The sequence below is a fragment of the Micromonospora sp. NPDC004551 genome, assembly GCF_040609975.1.
Classification (GTDB): Bacteria; Actinomycetota; Actinomycetes; order Mycobacteriales; family Micromonosporaceae; genus Micromonospora.
In genome coordinates this window covers 42,040-56,836 of the sequence record NZ_JBEXLM010000023.1, presented here as the reverse complement: position 1 = coordinate 56,836, position 14,797 = coordinate 42,040, and the positions used below count along the sequence as shown (strand labels likewise).

Sequence of the window (14,797 nt, the reverse complement as noted above, 5' to 3'; positions counted from 1 at the left end):
CACCACCGATGCGTACCACTCGATTCGTCGTGCCCGCCGCCGCCGGGGTGCTCGCCGTCGCCGGGCTGGCCGGTTGCGGGGGCGGTGACGACTCCGACGCCAAGGCCGGCGGCCCGATCGCCGTCAAGGCCACCGACAGCGCCTGCGAGGTCGACAGCACCGAGATCGAGGCCGGGCAGGTGACCTTCAAGGTGACCAACTCCGGGTCCAAGGTCAACGAGTTCTACGTCTACGCCGCCGGCGACCGGGTCATGGGCGAGGTCGAGAACATCGCCCCGGGGCTGAGCCGCGAGCTGCGCGTCGAACTGCCCGCCGGCACGTACGAGACCGCCTGCAAGCCCGGCATGAGCGGCCGCGGCATCCGGGGCGCCCTGAAGGTCAGCGGCACCGCCGCGACCGTCGCACCCGACGCCGCGCTCGGGCAGGCCACCGCCAGCTACCAGCGCTACGTGCAGAGCCAGACCGCCGCCCTGCTCACCAAGACCGAGGAGTTCGTGGCCGCGGTCAAGGCCAACGACGTGGCCAGGGCCAAGGAGCTGTACCCGGTGACCCGCACCTACTGGGAGCGGATCGAGCCGGTCGCGGAGAGCTTCGGCGACCTCGACCCGAAGATCGACGGCCGCGAGGAGGTCGTCGAGGAGGGCATGCAGTTCACCGGCTTCCACCGGATCGAGAAGGACCTGTGGACCACCGGCGACGTCAGCAAGGACGGCGCCATCGCCGACCAGCTCCTCGTCGACGTGAAGGCGATCGTGGCCAAGGCCAACGCCGAGAAGCTCACCCCGCTCCAGCTCGCCAACGGCGCCAAGGCGCTCCTCGACGAGGTCGCCAGCGGCAAGATCACCGGCGAGGAGGAGCGGTACTCGCACACCGACCTCTGGGACTTCAACGCCAACCTGGAGGGCTCGAAGGCGGCCATCGCCGCGCTGCGCCCCGCCCTGGAGCAGCGCTCGCCCGACCTGGTCAAGCAGCTCGACACCGAGTTCGCCGCCGTCGAGACCGCCCTCGGCAAGCACCGGGCCGGCGACGGCTGGAAGCTGCACACCCAGCTCAGCAAGGCCGAGCTCAAGGAACTGTCGGACAGCATCAACGCCCTGGCCGAGCCGATCAGCAAGGTTGCCGCGGTCGTCGCCCGATGACGACCGGACCCGGAGGTGACGTGATGAGCGAGCCGAGCACCGACGAGCCGACCCGCGGGACCGGGGTGTCCCGGCGCCGGGCCATCACCCTGGCCGGAGCCGGCGTGGCCGGCGTCGCCGGGGTGGCGGTCGGCGCGGGCGCCCTGCTCGGCGGGGGCGACCAGGCGTCCGCCACCGAGACGGCGGCCGGCGCGGTCCCGTTCCACGGCGAGCACCAGGCCGGCATCACCACCCCGGCCCAGGACCGGCTGCACTTCGTCGCGTTCGACGTCATCACCAAGGACCGGGCCCGGCTGGTCGCGCTGCTCCAGGAATGGACCGCCGCCGCGGCCCGGATGACCGCCGGCAAGGACGCCGGGCTGATCGGCGCGGTCGACGGCGTGCCCGAGGCCCCGCCGGACGACACAGGCGAGGCGCTCGGGCTGCCCCCGTCGCAGCTCACCATCACCGTCGGCTTCGGACCGACGCTGTTCCGCGACGCCCAGGGCAAGGACCGGTTCGGCATCGCCGCCAAGCGGCCCGCCGCCCTGGCCGATCTGCCGCACTTCGCCGGTGACGCGCTCAAGCCCGAGCTGTCCGGCGGCGACATCTGCGTCCAGGCCTGCGCCAACGACCCGCAGGTGGCGGTGCACGCCATCCGCAACCTGGCCCGGATCGGCATGGGCGTGGTCAGCGTGCGCTGGTCCCAGCTCGGCTTCGGGCGTACGTCGTCGACGACGCGGGGGCAGGCCACCCCGCGCAACCTGTTCGGCTTCAAGGACGGCACCGCCAACCTCAAGGCCGAGGAGACCGACCTGCTCCGCGAGCAGCTGTGGGCCCAGCCCGGCGACGGCGCCGACTGGATGACCGGCGGGTCCTACCTGGTCACCCGCAAGATCCGGATGCTGATCGAGACCTGGGACCGCAGCCCGCTGGCCGAGCAGGAGATGATCGTCGGGCGGGCCAAGGGCAGCGGCGCGCCGCTCGGCAAGCGTGCCGAGTTCGACGAGCCGGACTTCGCCGCCAAGGGCGACGACGGCGAGCCGGTGATCGCCGAGACCGCGCACGTCCGGCTGGCCCACCCGGACCAGAACAGCGGCGCCCACCTGCTGCGCCGCGGCTACAACTTCGTGGACGGCTCGGACGGGCTGGGCCGGCTCGACGCCGGGCTCTTCTTCATCGCCTACCAGCGGGATCCCCGCAAGCAGTTCGTGCCGATCCAGACCCGGCTGGCCCGCAACGACGCCATGAACGAATACCTGCGGCACGTCTCCAGCGGCCTGTTCGCCTGCCCGCCCGGCGTCCGCGACGCCGCCGACTGGTGGGGCCGGGCGCTCTTCTCCTGACCGGTCAGCGCCGCGCGTCGACCGAGGTGGGCTGCCCGCGTACCGGATCGGGCTGGGTGGGGACGGCGGGCCGCAGGGTGGCCGGCGCCGGGGTGGCCGGCACGGAGGTCAGCTCCGGCCACAGCGTGGCGGTGACCGCCCGGGCGCGGCCCAGCCGGTACGCGGCCCGGCGGCCCCGCTCGGCCAGCACGGCGGCCAGGTACGCCGGCTCCGGCGCGGCCCACGGCGGGGGCGGCGCGGTGACCGCAGCGACCTCGGCCCACAGCTCGCGGCCCAGCCGGACCCGGTCCGGCTCGGCGAGCTGGTGCAACCGGCCCAGGTACTGCCGGACGGCCAGGGCCAGCCCGTCATCCAGCCGGGTCAGGTCGAGGGTGGCGGCCCAGCCGAGCAGCGGCGGCACGGGCGGCGGGGCCGGCCGCCACACTCCCACGCTGCGGGTGTGCACCACGAGGGTCCCGGCCACCAGGTCGCCGAGCCGCCGCCCGCGCGGGTCGGACAGCATCACGGTCACGCTCGCCGCCCAGCTCAGCAGCGGCAGCACGAGCCCCGGCCACTCGACCGCCACGCCCACCAGCGCGCGGGTCAGTGACTGGCCGATCCCGACCGGGCCGCCGTCGGCGCGGACCACCCGCAGCCCCACGGCCAGCTTGCCCAGCGTGCGGCCACCGGCGAAGCGCTCCATGAGCACCGGGTAGCCGACCAGCACCAGCACCACCAGCACGAGCTGCATCCCGCCGGCCAGCGCGGCGTCCATGACGTCCCCCGGCAGGTTCATCACCAGCACCGACAGCGCCGTGCCGAGCAGCAGCGCCACCACGAGCTGGGCCGCGAGGTCGATCAGAAGGGCGAGCACCCGGGAGCCGAGCCGGGCCGCCCGGACGTCCAGCGCCACGGCCTCGCCGCTGACCAGACCGGCGTCGGCCCACGGTGCCGGAGGGGGAGGTTGCGCGCGCACCCGCCCAGTGAACACCATGGACGCCGGACGGGGGAGGGTGAGTGGATCTCGACGCGTACGTGGCCGAGCACGGCGCCGAGTGGCGGCGGCTGGAGCAGCTGACCGGCCGGCGCCGGCTGGACGCCGCCGAGGTGGACGAGCTGGTGGCGCTCTACCAGCGGGCTGCCACCCACCTCTCCGCGCTGCGTAGCCGGGCCCCGGAGCCGGTGCTGGTCGGCCGCCTCTCCCACCTGGTGCTCGGGGCGCGGGCCCGGATCACCGGCCGTCCCCGGGCCTCGTGGGCGGCCGTGGGCCGGTTCCTGGTGGCCGACCTGCCGGCCGCCCTCTACCGGGCGTGGCCCTGGTGGTGCGCGGTGGCCACCGGGTTCAGCGCGCTCACCGTCTTCCTCATCTGGTTCGTCGCCGGGCACCCGGACACCGCCGCCGCGTTCATCGGCGCCGAGGCGGCCCGGCAGCTCGTCGACTCGGGCTTCGCCGGCTACTACACCGAGTTCACCGCGCCGACCTTCGCGTTCCACCTGTGGACGCACAACGCCTGGCTGGCCGCGCAGTGCCTGGCCGCCGGGGTGCTGGTGGTGCCGGTCCTCTGGCTGCTCTGGCAGAACGCGCTGAACATCGGCGTGGTCGGCGGGGTGATGGTCTCCTACGGCCGGGCCGACGTGTTCTTCGGCATGATCACCCCGCACGGGCTGCTCGAACTGACCGGCATCTACGTGGCCGCCGGGGTCGGGCTGCGGACCGCCTGGGCCTGGATCGCGCCGCCCGCGCAGCTGACCCGGGGCCGGGCCGTCGCCGAGGCGGGCCGCTCGGCCATCGTGGTCGCCGCGGGCCTGGTCGGGCTCTTCGCGGTCTCCGCGCTGCTGGAGGCGTTCGTGACCCCGGCGCCGCTGCCGGTCGCCGTCCGGGTCGCCATCGGCGCGACGGTCTGGCTGGCCTTCCTGGCGTACGCGCTGATCCTCGGCGGGCGGGCCGTCAGAGCTGGCCGAGGGACTTGAGCCGCAGGTAGGTGTCGGCGACCGCCGGGGCGAGCCGGTCGGCGGGGGCGTCCACCACGGTCACCCCGTGCCGGGACAGCGCGGCCCGCACCCGGTCCCGCTCGGCGAGGGCCCGCCAGGCCGCCGCGGCGGCGTACGCGTCGTCCGCGTTCGTGGGCGGTGCGGCGGTGAGCCCGGCCAGCACCGGGTCGTGGACGGCCGCGAGCACCACCCGGTGCCGGGCGGCCAGCCGGGGCAGCACCGGCAGCAGGCCCTCGCCCAGCGCGCCGGCCTCCAGGGCGGTGAAGAGCACCACGAGGCTGCGCTGCCGTTCGCGGCGCAGGACCTCCCCGGCGATCAGCTCGAAGTCGGTCTCCACGAGCGCCGGCTGGAGCGGGGCGACCGCGTCCACCAGCCGGGCGAGCAGGGCGGGCCGGCCGCTGCCGGTCACCCGGGCCCGGATCGCGGTGTCGGCGGCGAGCAGGTCGACCCGGTCACCGGCCCGGGCGGCCAGCGCCGTGAGCAGCAGCGCCGCGTCGATCGCGGTGTCCAGGCGGGGCTCGTCGCCGAGCCGGACGGCCGAGGTGCGGCCGGTGTCGAGCACGCAGACCAGCCGCCGGTCCCGCTCCGGCCGCCAGGTGCGGACCAGCACGTCCGAGCGGCGGGCGCTGGCCCGCCAGTCGATCGAGCGCACGTCGTCGCCGACCACGTACTCGCGGAGGGTGTCGAACTCGGTGCCGTGGCCGCGCCCCCGGGTCACCTGGACGCCGTCGATGATCCGCAGCCGGGCCAGCTTCTCGGGCAGATGCCGCCGCGAGTCGAAGCGGGGCAGCACGCGCAGCGTCCACGGTGGCGTGGCCGGGTGGCCGGCGCGTTGCCGGAACGCGAGCCGTAGCGGCCCGAGCGAGCGTACGGCCAGCGCCACCGCGGGCCGGTCGCCGCGCCGGGTCGGGGTGAGCCGGACCGGCAGGGTGGCCGTGCCGCCCGGCGCGACGGTGAGCACCCGCCCGGCGGGGCGGTCGGGCCGCGCCCCGGCCGAGGGCGTCCAGGCGTCGCGTACCTGGGCGCGCAGGGTGCGGGCGGAGGCGTTGGCCAGGTGCAGGGTGACCGTGGCGGTGCCGCCGAGCCGGACCGTCCGGTCACCGGTGCGGATGGCGGTGACCCCGTGCAGCGGCGCCGCGAGCAGCCAGTCCAGGGCGACCAGCAGCAGCACCGCCGCGGTCAGCACGGCGACGCCGACGAACGGCGCCGGCCAGGCCGGCAGGGTCACCGCGCTCGCGGCGAGCAGCAGACCCGCCCGCCAGGTCATCGGGGCGTCGGCACGGTGGCCAGCACCGCGTCCAGCACGGCGTCCACGGTCACGCCCTCCAGTTCCACCTCCGGGCGCAGCCGGAGCCGGTGCCGCAGGGTGGGCCGGGCGACCGCCTTCACGTCGTCCGGGGTGACGTGGTCCCGGCCGGCCAGCCAGGACCACGCCTTCGCGGTGCCGAGCAGGGCGGTGGCGCCGCGGGGGGAGGCGCCCAGTTCCAGGGCCGGGGCGACCCGGGTGGCCCGGCACAGGTCCACGATGTAGCCGAGCACCGGCTCGGCCACGTGCACCGCGTGCACCGCCGCCCGGGCGGCGGCCAGGTCGGCCGCGGTGGCCACCGGGCGTACGCCGGCGGCGCGCAGGTCGCGCGGGTCGAAGCCGGCGTGGTGGGCGCGGAGCACGCCCAGTTCCTCGTCCCGGCCGGGCAGTGGCACGGTCAGTTTGAGCAGGAACCGGTCGAGCTGCGCCTCGGGCAGCGGGTAGGTGCCCTCGTACTCGACGGGGTTCTGGGTGGCCGCCACGATGAACGGGTCGGGCAGCGGGCGGCGCTCGCCCTCGACGGAGACCTGCCGCTCCTCCATGACCTCCAGCAGGGCGGACTGGGTCTTCGGCGGGGTGCGGTTGATCTCGTCGGCGAGGAGCAGGTTGGTGAAGACCGGCCCCTCCCGGAAGGTGAAGGCGGCGGTGCGCGGGTCGAAGATCAGCGACCCGGTGACGTCGCCGGGCATCAGGTCGGGGGTGAACTGCACCCGCTTGGACTCCAGGTCCAGCGCGGTGGCCAGGGTCCGCACCAGCAGGGTCTTGGCCACCCCGGGTACGCCCTCCAGCAGCACGTGCCCCCGGCAGAGCAGCGCGATGACGAGGCCGGTGACCACGGCGTCCTGGCCGACGACGGCCTTGGCCACCTCGGCCCGCAGCCGGTGCAGGGCGGCGCGGGCGTCGGGCTGCGCGGTGGGCGACGCGGCGGCGATGACGGGTCCGGTCACCGGGGGTCTCCTTCGGTCGGATGGGGGGCCAGGGTACGGGTCAGGGCGTCCAGGTCGCGGGCCAGCTCCAGCAGCTCGCGGTCGTCCTCCGGGGCGGCGCCGTGCAGCAGCTCGGCCACCCGCTCGGGGTCCGCGCCGGCGTGCGTGGCGACCTGGGCGGCCACCTCGTCGGGCGGCGTGTCCGGGGGCAGGTTGAGGCGGGGCAGCAGCCGGTCCAGCGCGGCGGCACGCAGCGTGGCGGCGGTGGCGTCCCGGGCGCCGGCCCGGCGGTAGAGGCGGGCCCGACCGAGCACCGTCTCCGCGGCGCGGACGGTCACCGGCAGCGGCTCCGGCACGGGCGGGCCGAGCCGGCGGGCGCGCCACAGCACCAGCAGGAGCCCGGCCACGGCGAGCTGCGCAAGCACCGCCCAGAACCAGGGCGGGAACGCGTCCCAGAGCGGGTTGTGCCAGTTCGGCGGCGGGTCCGCCCGGTCGTCCGCGCGGTCCGCGGTGGGCCGGGGCAGGGGCGTCCCGCCGGCATCCGGGCTCGGTGACCAGTTCGGTCCGGACGGTGCCGGCGCGGGGGCGGGCAGGTCGAGCCAGACCAGCGGGCGGTCGCCGCCGAGCAGGCCGGTGGCGAGGGCGCGGTTGCCCCACTCGTCGATCCGGTCGTTGCGGAACGGGTCGCTGGCGCCGACCACCACCACCTCGGTGCCCCAGGAGATCCGGCGCAGCGCGCCCGCGTAGCACCGGTCGGTGCCGGAGGGCCCGGCGTACCGCTGGTGGTCCACGGCGGCGGTGCCGGCGCGGAGCGCCTCGGGCAGCCGGCACGGCGTGCCGTCGGCGTCGGGTGGCAGGGCCCGGGTGGCCCACCGGCGGTCGGTGGGCTCCAGTGGCACTCCCAGGCCGGTCAGCACCCGGCGGCCCGGCTCGACCAGCACCAGCCGGCTGCCGGGCGGCAGCGCGGTCAGCGCGGCCAGGGTGGCCGGGTGCACCAGGTCCGGGGCGGGCACGAAGAGGGTGGTGGGACCGGCTCCGGCGGACCGCAGGGCGGCCAGCGTGTCGGTCTCCCGGCGGATCGGCACGCCCTGCGCGCGCAGCGCCTCGGCCAGCCGGCTGCCCCCGTCGTCGTCGGTGGCGGCCGGGGCCAGGAAGCCCGGGTCGGCCGGGTCGGGCTGGTCCACGGCGTGCAGGACCAGGGTGGTCACGATCAGCAGCACGGCCAGCCCGACGGGGATCGCCATCCGGTGCCACCGGCGGCGGGGCGTGGGCGGGGCCGCCGGCCGGGCCGGGTGGAGGGTGGCGGTCACCGGGCGCTCCCCTCGTCGGCCAGCTCGCGGCGCAGGTCGGCGGCGAGGTCACGCATCCGGTGGTCGTGCGCGGCGGTGGCCGGGCGCTGGGCGTACCAGAGGTCGGAGAAGATCGCCCCCGCGGTGTGCAGGGTGGGGTGCACGTCGGGCCGGACCCGGGCCACGGCCGCGGTCAGCTCGGTGACGGTCAGCCCGGGGCGGGGCTCGACGAGCCGGCGCGCCACCAGGAGACGGACCATCTCGCGCAGGCGTTCGCGGACCGCCTCGGCGTACCGGCCCTCGGCGGCGAGGCGGTCGGCGAGGCCGGCCCGGGCGGCCGCCGCCGGCTCGGGCGACCGGGGCGCGGGCACGGGCACCACCGGCGTGTCCCGTCGGGGCCGCCGCCGGGGCAGCCGCAGCTTCGGTCGCCGGAGTCGGGGCAGCCGCAGCCGGGGCAGCCGGAACCGGGGCAGGCGGAGCCGGGGCAGCCGGGGCCGGCCGAGCCGGGGCAGCCGCCGGGGCACCCAGGCCGGGAAGAAGTACCAGGCCAGCGCCACCAGCACCGCCCCGGCCAGCAGGAGCAGCGCCGCCAACGGCAGCGGTACGGCGTCCCCCAGGGCGGCGACCGTCTCGGTCCACCACCGGCTCACCGGTGCACCGCCAGCAGGACGGGTTCCGGCGCGGGGGTGCGGGCGAGCCGGATGTCCAGGCCCTCGGTACGCATCCGGGTCTCCAGGTGCAGCACGGCGTCCAGGCAGGCCAACGCGGGGTAGGCGACCGCGTTCACCGCCACCCAGGCGACCGTGGCGACCGGCAGCGCCCAGGCGGAGACGTCGAAGAGGCGCAGCAGCCCGAGGCCGTGGTAGACCCCCAGCCCGATGCCGAGCCGGATGAGCCACCAGCCCAGGTAGCCGAGCAGCCGGATGGCGGCGGCGCGCCCGCCGACCCGGACCGCCAGCCGCAGCGCCCGTCCCGGCGCCCGGTGCTCCGGCACCCGGTCCACCACGAGCACCGGCACCACCGCGCCGAGCAGCCCGTATGCGACGAACCAGGCCGGCCCGGCCAGGCCGGCGAGCAGGACCGTGCACCCGACCGTGGCCGAGGCCAGCAGGGTCGCTCCCCAGCGGGCGTCGCGCAGCAGCTCACGCGGCCGGGCGCGGCGGCCCAGCAGCGCGGCCCCGGCGCCCCGGGCGGCCGGGTTGCCGAGCAGCGCGATGATCATGGCCTCGGTTCCGGCGCCGACGGCGAGCAGCAGCCAGTACCACCCGAACCGGTCCATGTCCGGCCACCACTCGGGCGGCCGGGCGCCCGCCAGCACCCGCAGCGGGTGCAGCAGGGCCTGCTCGCCGAGGGCCAGCAGGACGGCGAGCGGGACGAGCACCCGCGCCTGGTCGCGCAGCAGCAGGACGGCCGAGTCGAGCAGTTCACCGACGGTCAGCGGGCGGCGCGGGAGCACCGCGGTCGGGCCGGCGTCGGGCACGAATACTCCTGGCGGGCAGGCGGAGGTGGCGGGCGGCGACACCCGAGGGATCATGGTTGCACGGCGCGTCCGCGTCCGGTGGACCCGTCCGCCGCGACGCGCCACGCGGGGCGGCCACGCCGTCAGCTGTGGTGCCGGACCGCCCTCGGCGCTACGGTGCCGTGAAGACGCCGCACACTCCGAACGAACGGGGATGGAACGATAAACCCCATGAGAGCCCGGGTACTGGTGGTCGACGACGACCCCGCACTCGCCGAGATGCTCGGCATCGTCCTGCGCAGCGAGGGCTTCGTGCCGTCCTTCGTCGCGGACGGAGAACGGGCACTGGCCGCGTTCCGTGACAGCCGGCCCGACATCGTCCTGCTCGACCTGATGCTCCCCGGCATGAGCGGCATCGACGTGGCCCGGGCCATCCGCGGCGAGTCCGGCGTGCCGATCGTGATGCTGACCGCCAAGAGCGACACCGTCGACGTGGTGCTCGGGCTGGAGTCCGGTGCCGACGACTACGTGGTCAAGCCGTTCAAGCCCAAGGAGCTGGTGGCCCGGATGCGGGCCCGGCTGCGCCGGGGTGAGGACGTGGCGCCGGAGCTGCTCACCATCGGGCCACCCGGCAACCAGATCACCATCGACGTGCCGGCGCACACGGTGAGCCGGGACGGCGAGGAGGTGAAGCTGACCCCGCTGGAGTTCGACCTGCTGGTCGCGCTCGCCCGCAAGCCGCGCCAGGTCTTCACCCGGGAGGTGCTGCTGGAGCAGGTCTGGGGCTACCGGCACGCGGCCGACACCCGCCTGGTCAACGTGCACGTGCAGCGGCTCCGCGCCAAGATCGAGCCGGATCCGGAGCGACCCGAAATCATCCTCACCGTGCGAGGCGTGGGCTACAAGGCGGGCACCGGATAGCCTGGTCAGCACTGTGGTGACCTCCCCGCCCCCCGACTCGCCGACCCCCGCGTCCCGCCGGCTCCGCGCCGCGCGGGCGCTGTGGCGCGTCCTGGCCGGCCGGGCGGCCCGGTTCGCCGCCGGCATGCACCAGACCTGGCGGAGGTCCCTCCAGCTCCGTGTGGTGACCATCACGCTGGTGGCGTCCAGCCTGCTGGTGGGCGGTTTCGCCTATCTGATCGCCGACAAGCTCACCAACATCCTGCTGGAGAACGCCGAGACCGACGTCCTGCTGCGGTTGCAGAACGGCAGCGACTACGCCTCGAAGCAGTTCAACCTCTACAGCCAGCCGCAGGAGGCCCAGCTCCAGGACACCATCGACGGCACGGTCAACTACCTGGCCGGCGGCGACCCGGCGCAGACCAGCGGCGTGGTGGTGGCGATCACGGCGGACAGCTTCGCCGGCCTCATCGAGGCGCGCACCTCCCCGGACGTGCAGGTGCGCCCGCTGATCAGTCGGGAGCTGCGGGCGTCGGTGGCGGCGGGGAATGTCGCCCACCAGGTCCGCACCGGCACCCTCGACGGTGAGCGCACCAAGTACCTGGTCTACGGCTCCCCGGTGCCGACCCGGTTCGGGCAGCTGGAGCTCTACTACCTCGTACCCCTGACCCGGCAGGACACCACCGCGGCCGACGCCCGGGCCACCGTGGTCGCCACCGGTGTGGCCCTGGTGCTGCTGCTCGGCCTGCTGGCCGCCCTGGTCACCCGCCTGGTGGTGACGCCCGTGCGGGTGGCCGCCCGGACCGCCCAGCGCCTCTCCGCCGGCCTGCTCGACCAGCGGATGGTGGTCAACGGCGAGGACGACCTGGCCCTGCTCGCCGCCTCGTTCAACCAGATGGCGACCAACCTGCAACGGCAGATCCTCCGGCTGGAGGAGATGTCCCGGCTGCAACGCCGGTTCACCTCCGACGTCTCCCACGAGCTGCGCACCCCGCTGACCACGGTCCGGATGGCCGCCGACCTGATCTTCGCCGAGCGGGACGAGTTCGACCCGGCGGTGGCGCGCAGCGCCGAGCTGCTCCAGGCCGAGCTGGACCGGTTCGAGGAGCTGCTCACCGATCTGCTGGAGATCAGCCGCTTCGACGCCGGCTTCGCCATGCTCGACAGCGAGCCGACCGACCTGGTGCCGGTGGTGCACCGGGTCGCCGAGCGCCTGGCCGGGCTGGCCGAACGGGTCGGGGTGGCGATCGAGCTGGACCTTCCGGACAGCCCGGTGATCGCCGAGGTCGATCCCCGGCGGGTCGAGCGGGTGCTGCGCAACCTGGTCGGCAACGCGGTCGAGCACGGCGAGGCCAAGCCCGTGCGGATCACCCTGGGCGTGGACCCGAGCGCCGTGGCGATCACGGTGCGGGACCACGGCGTCGGGCTCAAGCCGGGCGAGGAGAAGCTGGTCTTCAACCGGTTCTGGCGGGCCGACCCGTCCCGGGCGCGGCAGACCGGCGGCACCGGGCTGGGCCTGTCGATCAGCCTGGAGGACGCCCGGCTGCACGGCGGCTGGCTGGAGGCGTGGGGCGCGCCCGGTCAGGGCGCCCAGTTCCGGCTGACCCTGCCGGCCCGCGCCGGCGACCGGCTGACCACCTCGCCGCTGCGGCTGGTGCCGGCCGACGCCGCGCTGCCCTTCGGCGGCCCGCGCAGCGGCGGCCCGCTGGCCATCGGTCCGGGCAGCGGCGCCGGGGCCCTGGCCATCGGGCCGGCGGAGGACGATGACCGGGCCGAGGTGTCGTCATGAGTGTGCGGAGTGGGCGAGCCCTGCAGGCGCGGACGAAGGTCGGCAGGCGAGTGCTGGTCGTGCTGGTGTCCGGCCTGCTGCTGCCCGCCGGGCTGGCGGGGTGCGGGATCCCGCGGGAGACCGAGGTCCAGGTCGACGGCTCGGGTCCGGCCGCCGAGGCCGGCGCGCTCAACGGCAGCCCCGCCCGGCCGCCCACCCCGCGCGACAGCGACGAGCCCGTCCCGTTCATCGAGAACTACCTGCGGGCGGCCGCCGCCGGGGAGCGCGAGCAGGCATACGGCCGGGTCAAGGATTTCATCGGCCAGGAGGCGAAGAGCCGGCTGACGGAGAAGCAGCAGAGCAGCGAGATCGAACTGACCGTGGTCCGGCTCCGGGAGAAGCCCGAGGTCACGCCGGAGAACAACCAGGGCACACGTGAAGTGACGGTCAAGGTGCAGCAGGTCGGTGTGCTGCGCGCCGACGGCACCCTGGACCCGCCGCAGGCCAGCGAGACCGAGTACGTGTTCCAGCTGCGCCGGGCCGAGCCGGCGGGCTCCGGGCTGCTCCTCGCCGACGTGCCGAACGTGCTGCTGATCAGCGACACCGCGCTGCGGGAGTACTACCGGTCGCGCACCATCTACTTCTGGAACCCGGACCAGTCGCGGCTGGTGCCCGACCTGCGCTACCTGCCCTCGTCGGTGCCGGCCGAGCGGCGGGTGACCGACGTGGTGAAGTGGCTGACCGGTGGCCCGTCGGACTGGCTGGCCCCGGGCGTGACCGGGCTGCCCGACGGCACCCGGCCGATCAACAACGCCACCGGCGCGGACGGGCACTGGGAGGTCAACCTCACCATGCCGGGGGCCGACGACAAGAAGCTCGGCCTGCTCGCCACCCAGCTCGCCTGGTCGTTGCCGGAGCTGAGCGGCCAGCTCGACCTGAAGATCCAGAACCAGAAGCGGCGCACCGTCGACCTCAGCGAGGAGCGGACGGCGCACGCCGCGTACCCGGCCGGGGAGGTCCCGGCGCGGTTCAGCGTCTACGACGGCGCCATCCGCCCGCTCTCCATCGGCAACGAGCCGAGAGCCGCCGTCCCGTTGGAACCCGCGGCCAACAAGAACGTGGTCGCCGCCGCGCTGGCCCGCGCCGACGACCAGGTGCTGGCCGCGCTCGTGGTGACCGGGGCGGACCGCCGGCAGCGGCTCAAGGTCGGCTCCGGCCCGGAGCCGGTGACGGTGTTCAACACCAGCGACGAGACGTACGGCGCCCTGGGCCGGCCCACCTGGCTCCGTTCGCTGGACGAGCGGCATCCCGCCGGCCTGGTGGCCGCCGACGGCAAGCTCTACCGGTTCGACGGTGCGGCCGGGATGAGCCCGGTCCCGCTGGCCGTCCCCGGTCCCGTCGTGGCGGTCGCCGGGTCCCTCGACGGGCACCGGATCGCCCTGGTCAGCGGGGGCGCCCTCTACGTGGCCGCGGTGAGCGTCGACGGGGGTGTGGTCGTGGGCCAGCCGCGCCGGCTGGCCACCCTGCTCACCGGCGTCAGCGCCGTCGACTGGGTCGCCGAGAACGAACTGGTCCTCGCCGGCAACGAGCCGGACCGCAGGCCGGCGATCCACCAGATCACCGTCGACGGCGCCCAGGAGACCGCGCTCAAGCGGGACATCGGCGCCGAGGTGACCCAGTTGGCCGCGTACCCCGGCGGCGCGGTCGGCGGGCTGCCGTCGCTGTCGTACATGTACGAGGCGAACAAGGTGGCCTTCCGGAACAACCCGATCGACATCATCAAGCGGGAACAGGTGCTGGACGTTCCGGTGGGCAGCCGGGCGACCAACCCGACCGCACCCTTCTTCCTCTACTGAGGGGGCGCCGGTGCCGCGTCTGGGCGGACTCTGGTCGGACCTGACCGACCTGGTGCTGCCGGCGGGGTGCGCCGGCTGCGGAGAGCGCGTGCCGGGGCTGCAGCAGGGCTTCTGCCCAGGCTGCGTGAGTGACCTGGAGGCACTGACCCCCGCCCCGACCCGGCCCGATCCGTCTCCCGCCGGCCTGCCGCCCTGCGTCGCCCTCGGGCCGTACGCGGGCGCGCTGCGCAACGGGCTGCTGGCGTACAAGGAGCGGGGGCGGCACGGGCTCGCCCGGCCGCTGGGCGCGCTGCTGGCCGTGGTGGTCGCCGCGGCGGTGGGCCCGCGGCGCCCGGTAACCCTGGTAGCGGTGCCGGACACCGGGCGGGCGGCCCGGGCCCGCTACGGCGACCACCTGGACCGGCTGACCCGTCACGCGGCGGCCCGGCTGGGCGCGGCCGGCTGGCCGGTACGCGTGCTCCGGCCGTTGCGCGCGCTGCCCCGGCCGGACTCGGTGGCGCTGGACAGTGCCGGCCGGGCCGCCGCTGCCGAGACGGCGTTCCGGCTGCGCCGCACCGGCGGGGTGGCCGGTGCGGTGGTGCTGCTCGACGACATCGTCACCACGGGGGCCACGCTGGCGGCGGTGAGTCGGGTCCTGCGCGACGCGGGAATGACGCCAAAGGCCGCGGCGGTGCTCGCCGCAACGCAAAAGCGGCACCATTAGTAACGCTTCGTGTTTCCGTTTCACCCCATGGTGTATGAGCTGTTAAATTTCGCGGCCTCTCCCGGCAACTAGGGGTGACTGGTGGCCGAACAGGCGTTAGCGTTTTCGTGTCGGGGGTAGGAGGGTTGCCAACCTTCCCCCGGCACTGGAAGGAG

The 14,797-nt window shown here is 75.5% G+C and carries 13 protein-coding genes; 7 read left to right on the top strand and 6 right to left on the bottom strand.

Translation table 11 applies throughout. The features are described from left to right. The first annotated feature begins 8 nt into the window (after nucleotides 1-8). Together efeO and efeB are read left to right on the top strand one after the other, a co-directional pair. Nucleotides 9-1,139 carry an iron uptake system protein EfeO gene (efeO, locus tag ABZW14_RS24365; protein ID WP_355350616.1) on the top strand — a complete coding sequence of 377 codons (1,131 nt, stop codon included), beginning with the start codon at nucleotides 9-11 and terminating at the stop codon, nucleotides 1,137-1,139. 23 nt (nucleotides 1,140-1,162) lie between these two features. After that, a complete protein-coding gene (gene efeB, locus ABZW14_RS24360; protein ID WP_355350614.1) occupies nucleotides 1,163-2,464 on the top strand; it encodes an iron uptake transporter deferrochelatase/peroxidase subunit in 1,302 nt (433 codons plus the stop codon). Nucleotides 2,465-2,468: 4 nt separating this feature from the next. Here efeB and ABZW14_RS24355 read toward each other — a convergent pair whose 3' ends face one another. Beyond that, entirely contained in the window at nucleotides 2,469-3,419 is a 951-nt protein-coding gene (locus ABZW14_RS24355) for an RDD family protein (RefSeq protein ID WP_355350612.1), read from the bottom strand. Nucleotides 3,420-3,460: 41 nt separating this feature from the next. On the opposite strand from ABZW14_RS24355, the gene ABZW14_RS24350 reads away from it, so the two are divergent. Then, nucleotides 3,461-4,414, top strand: coding sequence for a stage II sporulation protein M (locus ABZW14_RS24350; protein ID WP_355350610.1), 954 nt, complete (start codon nucleotides 3,461-3,463; stop codon nucleotides 4,412-4,414). On the opposite strand, the gene ABZW14_RS24345 is transcribed toward ABZW14_RS24350, so the two are convergent. From ABZW14_RS24345 to ABZW14_RS24325, 5 genes are read right to left on the bottom strand one after another with little or no spacing between them, the layout of a single operon-like run. Continuing rightward, a complete protein-coding gene (locus tag ABZW14_RS24345; protein ID WP_355350608.1) occupies nucleotides 4,392-5,702 on the bottom strand; it encodes a DUF58 domain-containing protein in 1,311 nt (436 codons plus the stop codon). The genes ABZW14_RS24350 and ABZW14_RS24345 overlap by 23 nt on opposite strands. Continuing rightward, entirely contained in the window at nucleotides 5,699-6,688 is a 990-nt protein-coding gene (locus ABZW14_RS24340; protein WP_355350606.1) for a MoxR family ATPase, read from the bottom strand. Before ABZW14_RS24340 ends, ABZW14_RS24345 begins: the two co-directional genes overlap by 4 nt. Continuing rightward, the gene (locus tag ABZW14_RS24335; RefSeq protein ID WP_355350605.1) at nucleotides 6,685-7,977 is read right to left on the bottom strand and encodes a DUF4350 domain-containing protein; all 1,293 of its coding nucleotides are present in this window, start codon (nucleotides 7,975-7,977) and stop codon (nucleotides 6,685-6,687) included. Before ABZW14_RS24335 ends, ABZW14_RS24340 begins: the two co-directional genes overlap by 4 nt. Then, nucleotides 7,974-8,606, bottom strand: a complete 633-nt coding sequence (locus tag ABZW14_RS24330; RefSeq protein WP_355350603.1) for a DUF4129 domain-containing protein — start codon at nucleotides 8,604-8,606, stop codon at nucleotides 7,974-7,976. Before ABZW14_RS24330 ends, ABZW14_RS24335 begins: the two co-directional genes overlap by 4 nt. Beyond that, nucleotides 8,603-9,436 carry a hypothetical protein gene (locus ABZW14_RS24325; protein ID WP_355350601.1) on the bottom strand — a complete coding sequence of 278 codons (834 nt, stop codon included), beginning with the start codon at nucleotides 9,434-9,436 and terminating at the stop codon, nucleotides 8,603-8,605. The genes ABZW14_RS24330 and ABZW14_RS24325 overlap by 4 nt, the downstream gene beginning before the upstream one ends. A gap of 210 nt (nucleotides 9,437-9,646) precedes the next feature. Here ABZW14_RS24325 and mtrA point away from each other — a divergent pair, with 210 nt between their 5' ends. The 4 genes from mtrA (at nucleotide 9,647) to ABZW14_RS24305 (ending at nucleotide 14,642) form a co-directional block, all read left to right on the top strand. Next, nucleotides 9,647-10,336, top strand: coding sequence for an MtrAB system response regulator MtrA (gene mtrA, locus ABZW14_RS24320; protein ID WP_046564340.1), 690 nt, complete (start codon nucleotides 9,647-9,649; stop codon nucleotides 10,334-10,336). Nucleotides 10,337-10,460: 124 nt separating this feature from the next. Continuing rightward, nucleotides 10,461-12,104, top strand: a complete 1,644-nt coding sequence (mtrB, locus tag ABZW14_RS24315) for an MtrAB system histidine kinase MtrB (RefSeq protein ID WP_355350735.1) — start codon at nucleotides 10,461-10,463, stop codon at nucleotides 12,102-12,104. After that, complete coding sequence (locus ABZW14_RS24310; protein WP_355350599.1) at nucleotides 12,101-13,939, top strand: LpqB family beta-propeller domain-containing protein; 1,839 nt, start codon at nucleotides 12,101-12,103, stop codon at nucleotides 13,937-13,939. The genes mtrB and ABZW14_RS24310 overlap by 4 nt, the downstream gene beginning before the upstream one ends. Before the next feature lie 10 nt (nucleotides 13,940-13,949). Next, nucleotides 13,950-14,642 carry a ComF family protein gene (locus tag ABZW14_RS24305; RefSeq protein WP_355350597.1) on the top strand — a complete coding sequence of 231 codons (693 nt, stop codon included), beginning with the start codon at nucleotides 13,950-13,952 and terminating at the stop codon, nucleotides 14,640-14,642. Nucleotides 14,643-14,797 lie beyond the last annotated feature (155 nt).